Annotated in this window: 17 protein-coding genes; 11 read left to right on the top strand and 6 right to left on the bottom strand. The window is 37.4% G+C overall.

What is annotated here, in order from left to right; genetic code table 11:
• Nucleotides 1–116: 116 nt before the first annotated feature.
• Nucleotides 117–311, bottom strand: coding sequence for a DNA-binding protein (locus F885_RS09315; protein ID WP_005142171.1), 195 nt, complete (start codon nucleotides 309–311; stop codon nucleotides 117–119).
• A gap of 117 nt (nucleotides 312–428) precedes the next feature.
• On the bottom strand, nucleotides 429–911 hold the full coding sequence (locus tag F885_RS09320; RefSeq protein ID WP_005142172.1) for a hypothetical protein: 483 nt from the start codon (nucleotides 909–911) through the stop codon (nucleotides 429–431).
• A 99-nt stretch (nucleotides 912–1,010) separates the two neighbouring features.
• On the opposite strand from F885_RS09320, the gene F885_RS09325 reads away from it, so the two are divergent.
• A complete protein-coding gene (locus F885_RS09325) occupies nucleotides 1,011–1,223 on the top strand; it encodes a helix-turn-helix domain-containing protein (RefSeq protein ID WP_005142173.1) in 213 nt (70 codons plus the stop codon).
• 111 nt (nucleotides 1,224–1,334) lie between these two features.
• Here F885_RS09325 and F885_RS09330 read toward each other — a convergent pair whose 3' ends face one another.
• Nucleotides 1,335–1,568, bottom strand: coding sequence for a hypothetical protein (locus F885_RS09330; protein ID WP_005142257.1), 234 nt, complete (start codon nucleotides 1,566–1,568; stop codon nucleotides 1,335–1,337).
• A 189-nt stretch (nucleotides 1,569–1,757) separates the two neighbouring features.
• Between F885_RS09330 and F885_RS09335 the strand changes: the two genes are divergently transcribed.
• From F885_RS09335 to F885_RS09360, 6 genes are all read left to right on the top strand, one after another.
• Nucleotides 1,758–3,257, top strand: a complete 1,500-nt coding sequence (locus F885_RS09335) for a type I restriction-modification system subunit M (RefSeq protein WP_005142258.1) — start codon at nucleotides 1,758–1,760, stop codon at nucleotides 3,255–3,257.
• On the top strand, nucleotides 3,254–4,405 hold the full coding sequence (locus tag F885_RS09340) for a restriction endonuclease subunit S (protein WP_005142259.1): 1,152 nt from the start codon (nucleotides 3,254–3,256) through the stop codon (nucleotides 4,403–4,405). Before F885_RS09335 ends, F885_RS09340 begins: the two co-directional genes overlap by 4 nt.
• A gap of 29 nt (nucleotides 4,406–4,434) precedes the next feature.
• Complete coding sequence (locus F885_RS09345; protein WP_005317191.1) at nucleotides 4,435–7,875, top strand: DEAD/DEAH box helicase family protein; 3,441 nt, start codon at nucleotides 4,435–4,437, stop codon at nucleotides 7,873–7,875.
• A 17-nt stretch (nucleotides 7,876–7,892) separates the two neighbouring features.
• The gene (locus F885_RS09350) at nucleotides 7,893–9,758 is read left to right on the top strand and encodes an ATP-dependent nuclease (protein WP_005317189.1); all 1,866 of its coding nucleotides are present in this window, start codon (nucleotides 7,893–7,895) and stop codon (nucleotides 9,756–9,758) included.
• Nucleotides 9,755–11,365 (top strand): UvrD-helicase domain-containing protein, encoded by a 1,611-nt coding sequence (locus F885_RS09355; protein ID WP_005142264.1) that lies wholly within the window; start codon nucleotides 9,755–9,757, stop codon nucleotides 11,363–11,365. The genes F885_RS09350 and F885_RS09355 overlap by 4 nt, the downstream gene beginning before the upstream one ends.
• 206 nt (nucleotides 11,366–11,571) lie before the next feature.
• Nucleotides 11,572–12,132 carry a hypothetical protein gene (locus F885_RS09360; protein WP_005142271.1) on the top strand — a complete coding sequence of 187 codons (561 nt, stop codon included), beginning with the start codon at nucleotides 11,572–11,574 and terminating at the stop codon, nucleotides 12,130–12,132.
• Nucleotides 12,133–12,465: 333 nt separating this feature from the next.
• Here the strand turns inward: F885_RS09360 and F885_RS09365 are convergent, their stop codons facing one another.
• The 3 genes from F885_RS09365 to pncA all read right to left on the bottom strand — a co-directional run bounded on the left by F885_RS09365 (nucleotide 12,466) and on the right by pncA (nucleotide 14,513).
• Complete coding sequence (locus F885_RS09365; RefSeq protein ID WP_004656984.1) at nucleotides 12,466–13,104, bottom strand: YitT family protein; 639 nt, start codon at nucleotides 13,102–13,104, stop codon at nucleotides 12,466–12,468.
• A gap of 220 nt (nucleotides 13,105–13,324) precedes the next feature.
• Entirely contained in the window at nucleotides 13,325–13,789 is a 465-nt protein-coding gene (locus F885_RS09370) for an Lrp/AsnC family transcriptional regulator (protein ID WP_004803451.1), read from the bottom strand.
• Between the two features lie 91 nt (nucleotides 13,790–13,880).
• Entirely contained in the window at nucleotides 13,881–14,513 is a 633-nt protein-coding gene (gene pncA, locus F885_RS09375) for a bifunctional nicotinamidase/pyrazinamidase (protein ID WP_005317186.1), read from the bottom strand.
• 291 nt (nucleotides 14,514–14,804) lie between these two features.
• On the opposite strand from pncA, the gene dapA reads away from it, so the two are divergent.
• From dapA to F885_RS09395, 4 genes are all read left to right on the top strand, one after another.
• On the top strand, nucleotides 14,805–15,698 hold the full coding sequence (gene dapA, locus F885_RS09380) for a 4-hydroxy-tetrahydrodipicolinate synthase (RefSeq protein WP_005317184.1): 894 nt from the start codon (nucleotides 14,805–14,807) through the stop codon (nucleotides 15,696–15,698).
• Between the two features lie 15 nt (nucleotides 15,699–15,713).
• Nucleotides 15,714–16,316 carry a hypothetical protein gene (locus F885_RS09385; RefSeq protein ID WP_005317183.1) on the top strand — a complete coding sequence of 201 codons (603 nt, stop codon included), beginning with the start codon at nucleotides 15,714–15,716 and terminating at the stop codon, nucleotides 16,314–16,316.
• 35 nt (nucleotides 16,317–16,351) lie between these two features.
• A complete protein-coding gene (gene purC, locus F885_RS09390; RefSeq protein WP_005317175.1) occupies nucleotides 16,352–17,071 on the top strand; it encodes a phosphoribosylaminoimidazolesuccinocarboxamide synthase in 720 nt (239 codons plus the stop codon).
• A gap of 227 nt (nucleotides 17,072–17,298) precedes the next feature.
• Nucleotides 17,299–19,707: a TonB-dependent receptor plug domain-containing protein gene (locus F885_RS09395; protein WP_005317173.1), complete on the top strand. Its 2,409-nt coding sequence runs from the start codon at nucleotides 17,299–17,301 to the stop codon at nucleotides 19,705–19,707.
• Nucleotides 19,708–19,723: the final 16 nt, after the last annotated feature.

Raw genomic sequence — 19,723 nt, 5'->3', positions numbered from 1 at the left:
TCAATGTCTTTTAGAATGAAATTGTCTTGGACCTACAAGTTAAAGACAAATTCATAAAGACTCATGTTCCCGCATGGGTCTTTATGTTTTCTGCAGTAAAAAAGAATAATTAACAATTAATCCATAGTTTTTTGCTCCTTAATACCTAGTTTTACTGCGATTCTGTGACTCTCTCCGCGTAGTGGGACTTTATTATTTTTTAAAATTCGATATACAAGATCAGGTGAGAAATTATTAATACGTGCCCATTCGGCTATAGAAATTCCAGACTGAGAAAAATCATCTCGAACTTGCTTAATTGACTTGATCATATCAGACTAATTTTGAATAAATTTGACGAAAAAATATCGGATGGGCATGCTTAAGTCAAGTAATTATTTTTTATTTTAAGCTATTGTTTTTACTATAATAAATTAATTGAGAAACGTTTATTTATTCATTATATCGTCCATTAATTTAATATTTGATTTTATATTTTTAATATCATTCTCCATAGTTTCTTTATAGTTAATAAAATATTTCTCTAACGTTTTATCATCTGATAATAATGACTGTAGAAATTCAATATTATTTTCTTTATCTTTGATCTGATCTAAAAATTCTGCTTTCTTTTTAGAAAAAATCTCTTCCAGTTTTTGCTTCTTTGTTCGATTCCTGAGTTCATTCATACGTGGTGTTTCCGTATAAGAAAAGATATTTTTTTTGGATATTGAAGGATTTACTTCCAAATATTGAAGTTGCATTAAAACTCTTAAACCAGAATACATAAGCCTCTTAGTTTTTTCATTTCTGTTGTTCTGACTAATATTAAGTTTTTCCCAAAATTGTTTGGCTTCCCAATTTTGAATTTCATAGTTATCGAATAATTCTAAGAATTCGTGATACAACGGCAAATGTACAGGTCTCTTCATGTTCAGTCTTTTAATCTTTTATTAAAAATGAGGATTATAGTCCGTGGATATTTAATCCTCAATTAGTGATATTTCTATTTTTTGAACAATTTATTTTAAATGTTAGAATTATCTATTGAGATTGGTCAATTAATACGCAAAAAAAGAAAAGAGAAAAAAATTACACAAGAAGCTTTAGCGTTACAGTGTGGTATTGACCGTAGTTATCTTGGTCGTATTGAACGTGGAGAGGTCAATATTACAGTTTTAAAGCTTTATGAAATCGCTCATATTCTTAAAGTTGAACCTTATCATTTACTACCTAAAGATTAACCAGATATGAACTTTTTGCTAGAATTCTAAATTATGGTATAAATTTTTACGATAAAGGCTTATAGCATTCTGCTTAGTATGAGCTATTTGTTTGGGGTGCTAATTTTTGTTTCATTTTTTAATTTTGTAAGTTCCTCTACTTGCAAATTTTTTAGCGAGATCGGGGTTCCGCCCAGACAATTGTTTAATTAAGATGGGATCACCATTTGGAGCCTTACTCCATACAGCATCATTCTTTACATACAGTACTGTTTCGGTGCGTGCAGCCTCAATAAATCTTTCTTGCAGTACCTTAGCTGCTGTGGCAGCTATCTCCCTTTCATCTTCTATACTTTGAATTTTCATGTCTAAAACCTTATGTTGCTTTAAATGGGTTAAATTATAGACTAGCAGAATAGATACATTAGTACAGAGCCTCGTGATTTGGAATGATATAAATATAACGCCAAACCCTGTCGCATCTGCTTTAATTCAAATAGCTTTTTTTGTTGATTTCTCCCACAATACTCTCAAAGAAATTTGAGAGTCATCTACGTGATTACAGGCGAAATTAAGAGCAAAATTGACCAGATTTGGAATGCATTTTGGAGTGGTGGTATTTCCAATCCTTTAGAAGTCATGGAGCAAATGACTTATTTGCTGTTTATTCGCCGACTGGATGAAATTCAGATCACAAAAGAAAAAAAGGCAAATAAACTCAGTCAAATTAAAAAGCAAACAATTGCTGTTGAACATCCAATTTTCACGCCTGAGCAAGACCATCTTCGTTGGTCAAAGTTTATTACTTTAGGCGATGCTGCAACTTTATATAATACCGTTGCCAATGAAATCTTTCCTTTCATTAAAAACTTAGGTGCAGAAGACGAAACCACCTATAGCCACCACATGAGGGATGCACGTTTTACCATTCCTACGCCTGCGCTTTTAACCAAAGTGGTGGATTTGGTTGCCGATGTACCAATGGATGATAAAGACACCAAAGGTGATATTTACGAGTATATGCTCGGTAAGATTGCCTCAGCAGGTCAAAACGGTCAGTTCCGTACTCCTCGCCATATCATCAAGATGATTGTGGAGCTGATGCAACCAAAACCAACCGATACCATTTGTGATCCTGCGTGTGGTACAGCGGGCTTCCTTGTTGCTGCAAGTGAATATTTAAACGATCATTACAGTACTGAGATTTTTGCCAATCCTGAAGCGGCAAAACGCTTTAGTGAACAAACTTTCTTTGGTTATGATTTTGATAGCACCATGCTTCGTATTGGTTCAATGAACATGATGCTGCATGGTGTAGAAAACCCACGTATTGAAAACCGTGACTCATTAAGCGAAGCACATTCACATATTGAAAGTAAGTACAGTCTGATTCTTGCTAATCCTCCTTTTGCAGGCAGTTTGGACAATGAAAGCTGTGCCAAGAATATTCAGGCTGTCGTTAAAACTAAAAAGACTGAATTACTGTTTTTAGCCTTGTTCTTACGTTTGTTAAAAACTGGTGGTCGTGCTGCGGTAATTGTGCCTGATGGCGTGTTATTTGGTTCATCTAAAGCACATAAAGATTTGCGTCAAAAGATTGTGGAAGAGCAAAAGCTTGAAGCGATTATTTCGATGCCGTCTGGTGTGTTTAAGCCTTATGCTGGGGTTTCGACTGCGATTATGATTTTTACCAAAACCATGTCGGGCGGTACGGACAAAGTTTGGTTTTATGACATGCAGGCAGATGGTTATTCGCTTGATGATAAGCGTAACGAGCTTGATGCGTCTAAGCATGAAAATAATAACATTCCTGACATTATTGCCCGTTTTAAAAACTTAGAGGGTGAAAAAGGCCGTAAAGCCACAGAGCAAAGCTTTATGGTGGATAAAGCTGATATTGCTGCTAATGGTTATGATTTGTCGATTAACCGTTATAAGGAAGTGGTGTATGAGCAAGTGGAATATGAAGCACCAAGTAAAATTTTGGCGGATTTAGAAGAGCTTGAGCAGGATATTTTAAAAGGAATGGCTACACTTAAGGAGTTACTTAAGTGAAATCAGTACGTTTCGGTGACTTATGCAAATTACAAAACGGTAGAGCATTTAAACCTGAAGAATGGTCTGAGGAAGGAACGCCTATTGTGCGTATCCAAAATTTAAATGATGAGACTAAACCATTCAATTATTGTAATTTTGATGTAGAAAAACGCTTTTGGATTAATTCAGGTGATCTATTGTTTTCATGGTCAGGAACGCCTGGAACTTCTTTTGGTGCATTCTTTTGGAATCGTGGAAAAGGCTTCTTAAATCAACATATTTTCCGTGTAGACGTAAAAGAAGAGCTAGTCGATAAGCATTACTTAAGGTATGCGTTGAATTCTTTAATTGTCAAAATTATTGACCAAGCTCATGGTGGAGTTGGATTAAAACATATTACCAAAGCTAAGTTGGAAGAAGTTCAAATCCCACTCCCATCACTTGCAGAACAACGCCGAATTGCGTCTATTTTAGATCAAGCGGATGAATTGCGCCAAAAACGGCAGCAAGCGATTGAAAAGTTAGATCAGCTTTTACAAGCCACATTTATTGATATGTTTGGCGATCCGATATCAAATCCAAAGAATTGGAACAAATGCCTGCTTGAGAAAGTAACTCATAAAATTACTGATGGAACGCATAAAACTCCTACATATATGAGTTCAGGTATTGAGTTTTTATCAGCTAAAGACATTAAGAAAGGTCGTATTGTTTGGAATACAAACAAGTATATTTCTGAACAAGAACACAGCCAACTCATCAAGCGATGCAATCCCGAAATTGGAGATGTTGTGCTTGCCAAAAGTGGTTCACTTGGTTCAGTTGCTATAATTGATCGTTCACATCAATTCAGTTTGTTTGAAAGTTTATGTTTGATTAAACATGATCGGCAGCAAATTGATGCGATATTTCTTACTAGTATGTTGAGAAGTCCGTCCATGCTTTCTCATTTATTGGGAAAAAATAAAGGAATTGCCATAAAGCACTTACATTTGGTAGATATAAGAGAGCTTGAAATTCTCCTTCCACCAATTGAATTACAGCTTGAATTTTCAAGTAAGATTAGATCTATAGACAAACTAATTGGTATTCACTTATCTTCATTAGAATATATCGAATCTTTATTCAAATCACTACAAAACCAAGCATTTAGCGGTACTTTATAAAATTTAATTTTAAAAATGAGGGTATATACATGAGCAACTTTCAGTTTTTAGAACCTGAATTTAAAAGCTTGGCAGCCACTGCCAAAGAAGCCGAAAAGCTCGTGTATATTTCCCCTCAATTTGCACTTGCTGCTGCTCGAAGCTCGCTTGAAAGTCTTGTACTGTGGCTCTATCAATACGATAAAAAACTGACTCAGCCTTACGATGCTTCACTGCATAACTTACTCAACGACCTCAAATTTAAAGACCTGATTCCACCCTATATTTGGGACAAAATGGACAACATTCGCATGGTCGGCAACAGTGCCGTTCATGGGAAAAAGTTCAAACAACTCACCACCGAAGAAACTGTAAAGCACATCAGTCACTTATTCCTGATGTATGTTTGGTTTGAGCGAAATTATGGCTCACCCTCAAAAGACCGTTCACAGTCGATTTTATTTAATCCAAAGCTTATTCCAAATGCGGATAATATTCAGCAAATCACTGCCAACCAAGAACAACTGCAAAAAGAAGTAGAAACTAAAGAAAAAGAATTTGCAGAACAGCATAAAGCCCTACGTGAGCGAGAACAGAAACTCTTTGAACTCTCTGCAAGTTTAGAAGAGCGTGAAAAACTACTTGCCGATATTGATGCTGAACTTGCCCAAAAACGTGCAGACGTTGAACAAGCCAAAATTGCCAACAGCAAAATCGAAGACCATACCGACTATAAAGAAGACGAAACTCGTAAACTTAAAATTGACCTCATGCTTGAAGAAGCAGGCTGGGAAATAGGTACATCGGTTCGAGAGGAAGTTGCTGTAACAGGTATGCCGAGTCCATCGGGTAAAGGTGCAGTGGATTATGTGCTGTATGATGCCAATGGCTTGCCTTTGGCTGTGGTTGAAGCCAAACGTACATCAACTGACCCTGATATTGGACAACAACAAGCCAAGCTCTATGCAGACTGTTTAGAGCAACAAACAGGACAACGTCCTGTCATATTCTATACCAATGGTTACAAAACCCGAATTTGGAATGATGTGCAAGGTGGTCCACCACGCTTAGTTCACGGTTTTTATACACAAGCAGAACTCAAACGCTTGATCGAAAGACGTAAGAACAACCCTGATTTAAGCAGCTTCCCAATCAATGCGGACATTGTCGAGCGTTACTACCAAACTCGTGCCATCAAAGCCATGCTTGCAGCCTATCAACGTAAAGAACGTGCAGGCTTACTGATTATGGCGACAGGTACAGGTAAAACACGTACTGCCATTGCACTGGTCGATGTGCTGATGAAAGCCAATGTGGTGCAAAAAGCTCTATTCCTTGCAGACCGCACTTCATTGGTCAATCAGGCACACAACGCTTTTAAAGCCAATTTAAAAGATGCCTCATTCGTCAATTTACTTGAGGATAAAAACCAAGTGGGTCGAGTGTATTTCTCTACCTATCAAACTATGATCGGCTTGATTGACGAAAAAAATGCCGATGGTACACGCCAATTCGGCACAGGTATGTTTGACCTGATTATTATTGATGAAGCACACCGCAGCGTTTATCAAAAATTTGGCGAGATTTTTAAATACTTCGATAGTTTGCTTGTTGGTTTAACTGCGACACCGCGGGATGAAGTGGATCGTGATACTTATGCACTGTTTGGCTTAGAAAGTGGTGTCCCAACCGATTACTACGACCTCGATCAAGCGATTGCCGATGGTTATCTTGTGCCACCAAAAGCTTATTCTGTTCCGCTTAAATTCATGCGTGAGGGCGTGAAATATGACGAACTCTCTGAAGAAGAAAAACAACATTGGGATAGCCTAAATTGGGGCGATGAAGATGCACCTGAAGAAGTCTCAGCATCCAAGATTAATAAAGAGCTGTTTAATACAGGCACGATTGATTTAATGCTCAAGCACTTGATGGAAAATGGTATTAAGACCGAAGGCGGTGATCGTCTTGGTAAAACCATTATCTTTGCCGTCAATCAAAAACATGCCCAGTTTATTGCTGATCGCTTCAATGAAAACTATCCGCAATATGATGGCAAGTTTGCCCGTGTCATTACTCATGCCACTAAGTATCCACAAAGCTTAATTGATGACTTTAGCAAGAAAGATTTAGCTGAGCCACAGATTGCGATTTCAGTGGATATGCTCGATACAGGGATTGATGTGCCTGAAGTGGTCAATCTGGTGTTCTTTAAAGCGGTACGCTCTAAAGTGAAATTTATGCAGATGATTGGACGTGGTACACGCCTCTGCAAAGAACTGTTTAGCCCTGAAGAAGATAAAAAAGAATTTTATATCTTCGACTATTGCTCTAACTTTGAATACTTCAATGAAAACCCTGATGGTGCACCTGTTGCGACCACAGAGCCACTCGGACAACGCTTGTTTAAAGCACGTTTAAATATCCTGAGTTTACTGAATGCAAAGGACGATGCCACCGAAGAATTAAAAGCTGTACAGCAAGATATGCGTCAAAGCTTACAGACCGAAGTGAAGTCCATGAACAATGAGAACTTCATTGTGAAATCTGAGCTTGAGCATGTTGAGCATTTCAAAAATGATGATGCTTGGAACAACTTAGATGACCTTGCCATCGGTACATTACGAGAACACATTTCTAAATTACCGAATCAGCTTGAGCCTGAAACCCTAGAAGCCAAACTGTTTGATATGCTTTGCTACAATCTTGAAATGGCTGTGTTAGAAAAAAACAATACAGCGATTCAGAGTTATGCCAATAAAGTGATTGAAATCGCTTCAAAGCTAGAAAGCAAAGAAAATATTCCTGTGGTTGCTGAACAGATTACGCTGATTCAAGACATTCAAACCGTTGAATATTGGAAAGGTATTACCTTGCCAATGCTTGAGGCGATGCGTAAGCGGATTCGTGGCTTGGTAAAACTGATTGAAAAATCGACCTCGACCATTGTTTACTCGATGCTTGATGATGAAATTGGAGAAATGCAAGCGGTTGATATTCCTGTCGTATCAAGTGGTGTCAATCTTGCACAGTACCGTAAGCGTGTAGAAAGTTTCATCAAAGCGAATGAAAATCATATTACGATTGCAAAGTTAAAACGTGGTTTGACTCTTACACCGACTGATTTAAGTGAGTTAGAACGCTTTGTTTTTGAAGCGCAAGAAGTTGAAAGCCGAGATAAATTTGAAGAATGCTTTGGTACAGATCAATCATTGCCAATGTTCATCCGCTCATTGGTCGGTTTGGATCGGAAAGCCGTACAAGAAGCCTTTTCTAAGTATTTACAAGGCTCAAGCTATAACGAAAAGCAAATCCGCTTTATTGAAATGATGATTGATCATTTGACTCAAAACGGTGTGCTGGATGCGGCACAACTTTATGAAGCACCTTTTAATCAAATCCACTATGAAGGAATTGACGGTGTGTTTAGCGAAGCAGATGCTGACAACATATTTGGGGTTGTTGAAGCATTTAATGAAGCGGTGGCGTAATAATTAAGGGTAAAATGATGAAAATTGATAAAGTAATTCTAAAAGGTTTTAGAAATTATAAAGATGCGACAATAAATTTTAATAATAACACTTTAATTATTGGTGAAAATGATGTTGGTAAAACTAATCTCATTTATGCATTACGCCTCATGTTAGACAGAAGTGTTTCTGAATTGGATATAGAGCCATCAGAGTTGGATTTTCATGTACAGGGTGGTGTCCAGTCTGAAAATTTAGAAATCATAATTAAATTCTTTGATATTAAAGAAGAAGCTGCATTATCCATTTTGAAAGAACACGTAAGTGATGATGGAGAATGTGTTTTTAAATACATGGCTTCTAAAGAAAATCTAGATTACAAATTATATCTTGGTCAAAATGAGACAGACTTATCTGAAATTCAAAGTCGTTATTATTTAAAATATATCAATTTAAAGTATATTTCTTCCCAAAGAGATTTAAGCAAATTTATTGCTAAAGAGAAAAAACAATTACTTAGGATCTCCAAAACAAAGATTACTGAAGAACAAGAAAAGCTTGATCGAGAAAACGTACTAGAAATTTCTAAGCAATTGGTTGACCTAGACGATAAAGTTGCACAATTAGAATATGTAAAAACTGCTACTCAAGAAGTTAATTTAGAATTAAAGAAATTAGCTTATGCCCATGATGATTATGATGTAAAACTAAATGCTAGCGGTATAGAAGTGGATGATTTTATTAATAAATTACAATTAGGGGCAATGAGCGGTGGCTCAAATGTTATGTTGGGTGGTGATGGACGTAATAATCAAATTTTAATTGCTTTATGGAAGGCACTGAGCGAATTTGAACACGATTCAAATGATGAAGTAGTGTTTTATGTTGTTGAGGAGCCAGAGGCACATTTACACCCACATCAACAAAGAAAATTAGCTAGTTATTTATCTTCAGAATTACAAAGTCAATGTTTAATAACAACACACTCTCCGCAAATAGCCTCAAGTTTTTCGCCAAGTTCTATTATTAGATTATTTAAGAAAGATTTCTCTACAATTGCGGCCAGTAATGGTTGTACAAAAGAACTAGAAAAAGCATGGGAAGAATTAGGTTATAGGATGAGCATTATCCCTGCAGAAGCATTTTTTTCAAGTGGTGTTTTTTTAGTTGAGGGCCCATCTGAAGAAATTCTATATAAGGAACTGTTGCTTAAAAATAAAGTTGATATTGATTACTACAATTTATCCGTTTTTGCAGTTGGAGGAATTCAATTTAAAGTATTTGCAGCCGTTTTAAGAGCTCTAGAAATACCTGTTTCATTAAGAACTGATAATGATATTAGTACTGTAGAAATGAATTGTAAGGTTTCTAGTTACACTAGAATTGATGGTGTAAATCCTTGCTATGTATATAAAAGGATTGAAATTAATTATAAAGAAGAAAAATGCAAAAAATGGCAGTATTTGGGGGTTAATAGATGCTATGGAGTTTTAAATGAAAATTCTGAAAAGTGGGAACATAGCCTTTATCCTTTAAATAGAGCTAAGATTCTAGGTGATAAAAGGTGGAAAGCTTTTGAAAAGATGATTAATTCTAAAGGCATATTTATGTCAAATAGGGATTTAGAGTTGGACTTAGTAAGTGTTGCTTCAGAAGAAATTAAAAAAGCTTTAAGTAAAAAAACTGATACTAGCTCGGTTGATTTTCTTAAAACCAATAAGGCACTAAATATGCAGATATTAGTATCAAAATTAGAAGATGAAGGGTTTAAGAAAATTTATGAAAGTTATTTTGGTGAGCCTATAAGATATTTAATAAAAATATTAATGAGTAAGCCTATATTAAAAACTGAATCGGAAATTGAATTAGAAACTGAATATGCTCAAGAAGAAGGTGCAGCATGAAACTTACTGATGATCAAATAAGAGCAATTCAAGATTTAGAAAATAATTCAGTAATCATGGCATGCCCTGGGAGTGGTAAGACCACCGTTCTTATCAATAAAATGAGTTTATGTTGTGAAAAGTTAAAAAGGCATAATGGAGTAATAGGATTATCTTTCACTAGGAAATCTAGTGCAGAGTTGAAAAGAAAATTTCAAAAAAAGATGCGAAATTCTAATCTTAACTTTCTAGGTACTATAGATAGTTTTTTAATCAATGAAATTATTCGACCATTTTTGCCAAAATTATGGGATATTGAAATAGATGATATTGAAATTATAAATATTTTGTCAGAAGAAGAATCTATTCCATTTGTTCAAGAGTATATTACAAGAGAAATATATTTAAGTGATATAGAAGGTGATATTGCTTTTCGAGGGTTATTTTTACAAGGAAAAGTTTGGCAAAAAACAGTAACACCTTTGGCTTTGTTTGTACTTAGAAATTCATCAATCTGTAGAAGATATATATCATCTAGATATAAATATTTATTTGTAGATGAATATCAAGATACTTCCTCAGGACATCATTTAATTTTTCTAGAAATTTTAAAACTAGGATTGAAATTTACAGCAGTAGGAGATATTGATCAGTCAATTTATAGATGGCGTGATGCTATTCCTGAAAATCTTACTTCACTCGTAAAAAATTACGAATTTAAAGAATATATTATTGATCAAAACCATAGGTGTGATCCATCTATTGATTTGTATGCGAGAGTTTTCTTAAAAGACCTAGATCTAGAAGAAAATGATGAAAAAAAAATATTTAGATTACATATAAATGATTCAGGAAAACACAGATATTCTAAATTAGATGATTTTATACAGAAAATTAAAGATGAGAATAATTTAGAATTCTCAGATTTTTTGATATTAGCAGCTAATAATGCAACACTTAAACATTATGCTATGAATACGCGGCATAGCTATAGAATTTATGAAGATGATCCTCTTGAGAGTATGAATCATTATATTGCACAATTATGTTCTGATTTGATTCAGTATAAATTTTGTAACAATTATTCAAGTTACTCAATATATGAAAATTATAAAGGTAAACTGATTAGTATTAAACTTAATGATTTCAAGGCTATAGCAAAAAAAATAAGGTGTCAAAATGATACTGATACGATTTGTGAAATAATTGAAGAGATGATTAGAAAAATTAAATATAAAGGTGACTATGAAAATTATATCTTAGCAGCAAGAAATATTTTGAATGATGAGTTTCTATTGAAAAAATATAAACCAAATAATAAGAATGAATTACAAATAATGTCAATCCATAAGTCAAAAGGTTTAGAGTTTAAAGCTGTTATCCATCTAGGTTTAGAAGCATGGGTATTCCCTAGAATGACTCGACGACACGGTCAATGGATTTTACAAGATTTAGATGGGGACAAAAATTTACATTATGTCGCGATCACAAGAGCTGAAAAATTATGCTATTTAGTAAACATGTCTATAAGAGTGAATTCACAATTTGAGGAAAGGACTGCGGAAAAGTCTGAGTTCTTATGCATCGAAAAACTAAACAAGCATATTGTTGATCTAGGAGTTATGTAGCTATTCTTAGATGTAATTTGGATTTAGAGATTTCTCTAGAACTATTAATCAGGAATCGGTGGACTATTCTTAATTGGAATCGGTGGACTACTCTTAATTGGAATTAGTGGACTACTATTGGTGATATATACAAACAAGCAAAAACACAGACTGATGCACTTGATGTAATTTCTTTCAAAGAAGTGAATAAGCCATGGGCTTTAGCAATGGCGCAACTTCAAAAAAAATCAGACTCTTTAAATCATTTAATTACATTGGCTGATATTGAAAGAATTCTGGAGCAAGAACCTCTACTAGACTATAACGGCTTTGGCCACTCTGACTCATACCATGAATCTTTTTATAAACGGTATACGTTTCAGGACTCTAAAGCTGAATATCTTCAAAATTTTAAAAAGAATAGAGAAAGTCTAAAAAAAGCGCTTGATGAATGCCAGCGATGTTGTATGTATCTACAACATCTGAAAAAAATAAAAGCTACTCGCTACAATCTAGGTAGTTATACATTTAAACATAGCGTTGAATACTATCACCGTCAATTGAACCACTTTGATAATGCATATGTGTCAAATGGAGCCTTTATTTGTGCAGCACTACATATGGGCTTTAAAGTAATTCGGAAAAATGACACTAGCCCTAATGCTTGGATCTGTGCCAGTATACAATCAGATATTGTTATGTGGGGTAGACTACTTGATCAACAAAATTCTTTAGAGCCTAAAGAACTAAAGCTTTTAGCAAAGTTGGAAAAGAAGATTGGTCTCTGATCAAGTAGGCATTTTTAGTTTACAACTATATTGTTAAATGGAAAATTAAAGTCTTAAACTTAGTTTAAGACTTTAATGTAAAAATTGAATGGTATAAAATTTTTAACTCATTGATTTTATTAAACCATAAGTTTACAACTTTATTGTTCAAACACAGTTTGTACGACCCTGACTATAAAAAAAGCGCCATAAAGAAATTCTTTATGGCGCTTTTTTTATGATTATGCTTGTTATGACTTCAGCCATTTCATAGGCTAGATCACATCTAGCGTCTCATGATCGATATAGCTTGTGTTCTGCAACAGTCAGGTTAATAGCAGAAATACGCATGCATCAAGCCACATAACGTGTGGTTTTATGATTTAATAAAATGATTGAATTCAAAATAATGACACCAAAAATCGAGATCAAAATCAGCTTCCAGTCCACAAACAACAATGAGGTTAATAAAATCACCACATCAATACCCATTTGCACTTTTCCTGCTGGAATTTTAAAGCGTTCCTGCAAATACAACGCCAGTAGGTTGATACCACCCAAGCTCGAACGATGTCTAAATAGAATCAAAAAACTCACACCCATCAAGACATTGGCAAAAATCGTAGCGTAGATTGGATTGACATCGGATAGATGAAAAAATTGTGGAATAATTTCAGTAAACCCTGCCAATAATGCAACGGCAATAAAGGTTTTCACCACCAGCGCGATGCCCATCTTTTTATAAGCAAAATAATAAAATGGAATATTGATCAGGAAAAATAACACGCCGAACTTCAGATCGGTAATGTAGTGAATCAGCAAAGATAGACCTGCTGTCCCTCCCGTCATAATGCCTGCCTGCTGCAATAAAGTCATTGCAAAAGACAGAATGAATGTTCCGATCAACATTGCCAATGCATCTTCAATTTTAGAGTGCTGCTCAATCACAGGCATGACTGGACTTACCAGAGATACATTTTGCTCGGTATTCATAACGGTACAACTCAAATAGGAGAACAGCTAAAGGGAGAGAGATCTTTCAAAGAAAGACATGGCATATTTGATCATTTTTATTAAAATTTCGCAATTTATTCTTATATTTTTGCCATAAATGCAATTTATATTCAAAATAATCCATTTCGAATAGTCTATGCGCTTCGATCAGCCTTGCTCTAACTTTGTCTCAGATCTAGTGACAATAAAAATCCTGTTTTTATTTAATCGCAATTCCATTTTCTTTTAATTTTTCCAGCACAATTGAAGTATTGAGATTACTGACACCAAAGTTCTTGGAAGACAAAATCCCAATGAGTTTGACCATCTCATCCAGATTCTTAACTGCCACTTTAAGAGCAAAATCATAACTGCCTGTCAGTTTATGAATATCTTTCACAGCAGGTTCGTGCATCAAGAATTCAACAAAACGATCATGGGTTGCATCACTATAGTTTTGCAGTTTCACTTCAATAATGCCCATGATTGGCGCAGGATCAGCACTCAATGCGATTTGGGCATAATAACCCGTGATAATTTTCTTCTGTTCAAGCTGAACCCGACGACGTGAACATTGCGAGGTCGATAAACCCACCAATTCAGCCAATTCCTGATTGGCCAAGCGTCCATTCATTTGTAAATGATGGATAATTTTTTGATCAAAATCATCAAGTTCGACGGTCATAAAACGCTCAGCTTAGGTTTAAGGCATAATTGAACTGATGCTGGTGCATCAACCTGAGAAGTGTAACGCCTTTAGATCAATCAGCTCAAGCTTATGCCAAAATTGCAGCAGACTGAATCCGCTGAATCCCATGTGCTGACATACTTTGCCATGCACTGTGTAATGAACCATTCAAATCAATCGCTTTACAGGCATCCTCAATCACATAGGTTTTAAAACCCATCTGCACGGCATCCAAGGCTGTCCATGCCACACAAAAATCAGTGGCAATGCCCACAATATAAACCGTATCAATTTGATGTTCTTGAAGATAGCCCTTTAATCCCGTCGGGGTTTTACGATCGGCTTCCATAAAGGCTGAATAGCTATCAATATTAACGTGAAAGCCTTTTCGAATAATCAATTGTGCCGTTGGAATATCCAAAGCAGGGTGAAATTCGGCATCCTGTGTCCCCTGTACACAATGCTTTGGCCACAATACCTGCGTGCCATAAGCTAACTCTATCGTTTCAAAAGGCACTTTATGCGCATGATTGTCAGCAAAAGAAATATGTTGATCAGGATGCCAGTCTTGAGTCAGCACCACCGTTTCGAACTGATGCGCCAATTGATTAATCACAGGAATAATCTGATCGGCACCTGTGACTGCCAAGTTTCCACCTGGGGTAAATCCATTTTGCACATCGACAACAATTAATGCGCTGTGTTTTGAATCGCTTTGCATCTCATCATTCAACCTAGATTGCTCCTTGTACAATACGCTGCCTCATTGTTTCTGACTAGCCAAACAGACACAAACTTTTCATAAGATGAAAATCATTCAAGTAAAAGATGAATTAAAGTTTTCGGCTGTTTGACTAAAGCATATTGTTCTTATGCCGCCGATCAGTCATAATTTGCATAATTGTCATTCAATCGAATTCATTATTGAACGACGAATCAAAATACTGCAACCATCCAATATTTCGTTTCAACTAATTCAATCTCGGATGGGAAAATAGGATAGTTTTTTAAAATGACTCAGCTAGCACAGAATATTCAAGGCTCAATTGTCGCACTCGTCACCCCTATGTTTGAAGATGGTCGCGTAGATTGGAAGAGTCTTGAGAAGCTCGTTGAGTGGCACATCCAACAAGGTACACATAGTATTGTTGCTGTTGGCACAACGGGCGAAGCGTCTACATTAAGCATGGAAGAACACACACAAGTCATCAAAGAAGTGATTCGTGTAGCCAATAAACGCATTCCAATTATCGCGGGTACAGGTGCAAACTCAACACGCGAAGCCATCGAATTAACCAAAGCCGCTAAAGAACTCGGTGCTGATGCGGCATTGCTCGTGACACCATATTATAATAAACCCACACAAGAAGGCTTATATCAACACTACAAAGCGATTGCTGAAGCAGTTGATATTCCACAAATTCTTTATAATGTCCCTGGTCGTACTGGCGTTGATATGCAAAACGAAACCGTGATTCGTCTTGCCGATGTTAAAAACATTGTTGGGATTAAAGATGCAACAGGCGATGTGCCACGTGGTCAAGCCCTCATCGAAGGTCTAAATGATAAAATCGCAGTTTATTCAGGCGATGATGAAACTGCTTGGGAATTAATTTTGCTTGGTGCAAAAGGTAATATTTCGGTTACTGCTAACGTTGCACCAAAACAAATGAGCGAAGTTTGTGAAGCAGCTTTAGCTGGCGATCAAGCCAAAGCACAAAGTTTGAATCAACAAATTGCAAATCTACACAATATTTTGTTTTGCGAATCAAACCCAATTCCTGTGAAATGGGCGTTGCATGAGATGGGATACATTAGTACAGGTCTACGCCTGCCTTTAACCGCTCTCGCAGAACAATATCGTGAACCGCTCCGCACAGATTTAAAAACTGCGGGCATTATTTAATACGAGCAATTTATGATGCAATTACGTCTTGGTGTTGTCCTTGTCATTTCAGCTTTAAGTTTGGCTGGTTGTGGTCGTTTTGCCCTCAATAATCATTCTTTAGATTATAAAAAAGCGCAAGCGCTTGAACCACTCAAATTCCCTGAGAATGCAACGGTAAGACCATTCACGCCATTGTATCCAGCACCGACGGTTGATCCACTAGCGATTCAACATGCGCCAACATTTGAGAACACAACTGGCAACCGTTATGCATTGCCTCGTCCAGAGTCAATGAAAACTGCAAGCAATACCACTGAAGCAGCAGCAACGACTTTAGGCCGTCCACAATTGGTGATGGATGGGAATAAAAACCCATTACTGAAAGTGGAAGGTCCAACAGCAACTGCTTGGCAATATGCCTTTGCAACCGTGAGCAGCCTCAACTACAAAGTCATCTCTCAAGCAGATCATGGCTACGAAGCAACGATTAAGGTCGGTGAACAAAACTACCTGTTGAAGCTTTCTGCGGTTGGCTCAAGCAATACCATTGCCCTCTTCAAACTCGACACGACTTTTGCAGAACCAGCAGTTGCAACTGAAGTGTTAGCCCAGATTTACCAAAATTGGCCAGCCTAGTCGTTTACTAGGCATTTTTTTCAAAAGGTTCCTCCATGTTAAAACAAACCTTGCTCTATACTGGTAAAGCTAAATCTGTATACGAGACAGATAACGCTGATCACCTGATTTTGGTCTTTCGTGATGATGCTTCGGCATTCAATGGCGAAAAAATCGAGCAACTCGATCGTAAGGGCAAGGTCAACAACCGTTTTAACGCCTTTATCATGGACAAATTAGCTGCTGCAGGTATCGAAACGCATTTTGAAAAATTGCTTTCTCCAACTGAAGTGCTGGTTAAAAAACTCCAGATGATTCCTGTTGAATGTGTGATTCGTAACTATGCAGCGGGTTCATTGTGCCGTCGTTTAGGTGTTGAAGAAGGTAAGGAATTAACGCCGCCAACATTCGAATTGTTCTTCAAAGATGATGCGCTTGGCGATCCAATGGTCAACGAATCTCAAGCGATTGCTTTAGGTTGGGCAACTGCAGAACAGCTTGAAAAAATGAAAGAACTCACTTACCAAGTGAATGATGTACTTAAAGCATTATTCGATGCAGGTAATATGATTCTGGTTGATTTCAAGCTTGAATTCGGTGTGTTCCATAACCGTATCGTATTGGGTGATGAATTCTCTCCAGACGGTTGCCGTTTATGGGATAAAGATACCAAGAAAAAACTGGATAAAGACCGTTTCCGCCAAGGTTTAGGTGGTGTGGTTGAAGCTTATGAAGAAGTTGCTTCTCGTTTAGGTATTAACTTAGATGACATCTAAGTCTGACTAAACTTTTGTTTCTAAAAAACCAGCCCAATCAGGCTGGTTTTTTATTTTCTATTCAAAAAAACGAACATCATTTTAAATATCAATACCATATAAATCATTTACTTAAAAAGCACTACATCAGCTTTGCAACTTTAATTCTAACCTTATGTTTTTATATTGTTTTTGAAAATATTTTGATCCTCCTACCATGTTCACAAAACTTGAGTTAGAAGATCAAAATGAATTCTCCCCTTGTAAAAACTTTTCCTTTAAGTCTAAGTACTAGCCTGATTTTGCTGGCCCTGTATAGCAATGTACATGCCGCTGAGAACAATCCCGTAGAGCCCGAACAAGTCAAAACGCTCGCAACCATTGTCGTTACCGGAACTCGCGCCAACAATCGTTCGCAAACAGAGTCCTTACAACCCATTGATGTGATCAGTGCCAAAGAACTGACCGAACGCACCGGCTCCAATGAACTTGGCACAGCGCTCTCTCGAATTATTCCTTCAATTAATTTTCCACGTCCAACCGTGGTGGATGGAACTGAACTGGTTCGCCCTGCCCAACTGAAAGGACTTGCACCTGACCAAGTACTGGTTTTGGTTAATGGGAAACGTCGCCACACAGGCGCCTTTATTAACCTTGGCGGGACCATTGGTCGTGGTTCCGCCCCAACCGATTTAAATGCGATTCCGATCTCAGCGATTAGCCGTGTCGAAGTACTGCGTGAAGGCGCATCGGCTCGCTATGGTTCCGATGCGATTGCAGGCGTGATTAATATTATTCTGAAATCCAACCCGACACATGGCGAAGCTGGGATTAAATACGGGATTTATAACAAGGGGGATGGTGAACAGAAGCAATCCTTTGCTTCGGGTGGGACCAAACTGAATAATTATGGCTATGCGATCTTTTCAGGGGAATGGCAGGATAGTCAAGCCACCAATCGAGCAGGTGCTGACTTACGTGATCCCAAATCAACCACTTATGGACAGCGCACTTTCCGTTTTGGTGATCCAGATTCCGATGAAGTCAAAGCAGCAGTGAATCTGGGTTATGACCTCAGTGATCATACCGAGCTGTATTCTTTTGCGACCTATAGCCATCGTAATGCAAAAACTGCTGGATTCTATCGTTTAAGCAATGCCTCCAATAATATTCCTGCCCTGTTTCCCAATGGCTATCTGCCGATCATTCAGGGCCAACTCGATGATTTTGGCGCAGTTGCAGGGATCAAAGGTGATTGGTCTGCATGGCATTATGATGCCTCGGTGAATTATGGTTTAAATCGTTATGATGTCGATACCAAGACCATTAATGTCGATCTCTATAAAGATACCGCTACCACGCCTTTCGGCTTTCAAAATGGCACACTGAAAAATGCACAAACGGTAGTGAATTTTGATGTTTCTCGAGAGTTTAATCTTGCAGCACTCGCCAGCCCACTGAATGTTGCCTTTGGTACGCAATATTTGAATCAGAAGTATCAAATCCAAGCGGGTGATCCAGCATCTTATTATAAAAGTGGTTCTTCTGGTTTAGCGGGCTTTCGCTCTGCCGATGCTGGTGAATGGTCACGCGACAGTTATGCGGCTTATCTGGATTTAGAGGCCAATTTAACTGAAAAACTCTCAGCATCTACAGCCTATCGCCATGAATACTACAATGATTTTGGTCACACCGATAATGCATCATTGTCTTTGCGTTATGCCATTCACCCAGCGATTGCGGTACGTGGTAGCGCCTCTACAGGTTTCCGTGCCCCAAGTCTTGCCCAACAATATTTTGCCCAGACCTCTTCTCAGCTGATCAATGGTCAATTTGCTGAAGCAGGAACCTTCCCCACCACGTCATACGTTGCTCAACTGCTTGGTGCCGAACAACTTAAACCAGAGAAATCTAAAAACTATAGCGTGGGTTTGGTCTTGACGCCTACAGATCAACTATATGTGACTCTGGATGCTTATCAAATCGACATTGACAATCGAATTAGTCTGTCTTCCAATATCAATGCCAGCAGTGCAACCGTTCGCCAGTACCTGAATTCAAAAGGGATCACCGACACCAACTTCAACACAATTCGTTATTTCAACAATGCCAGCGATACCCGCACGCGTGGCGTTGACTTAGTTGCGACCTATAAATGGACTGATTTGCCTTATGGCGAACTGAATACCTCACTGGCCTACAACTACAATAAAAATAAAGTGACCCATGTGGATGGCAATCCAGCCATCTTAGATGCGCTGGGCATTAACCTCACGCGTCTGGATCGTCGTGAGCAATACGGTTTATTGGCTGGTAGTACCCCTGAACATAAATTCAGTTTAGCGAATGACTATAAGCTTGGAAACTTCACTGTGAATACCAATCTCACACGTTATGGCAGCTTTAAAACCTTTAGTAATTCAGGCGAAGCCAAAGACCAAAAATTCTCAGCCAAATGGTTACTCGATTTAGCGTTGTCTTACCAATATCAAAACTGGAACTTCACGGTTGGTGGCGACAATATTACCGATGTATATCCTGATAAAGATGTCTACGATATCAACCAACCCACAGGTGGTAGCTTGCCTTATAGTCAGTTCTCACCTTTTGGCTTTAATGGCGCGTTCTATTACGGCAAGATCAATTATCGTTGGTAATATAAAAAACCGAGCC

Origin of the sequence: Acinetobacter higginsii (assembly GCF_000369845.1) — a bacterium.
GTDB classification, from domain to species: domain Bacteria; phylum Pseudomonadota; class Gammaproteobacteria; order Pseudomonadales; family Moraxellaceae; genus Acinetobacter; species Acinetobacter higginsii.
Note: the sequence above shows the minus strand (reverse complement) of the source record. Positions and strands in the feature narration are given on the sequence as shown.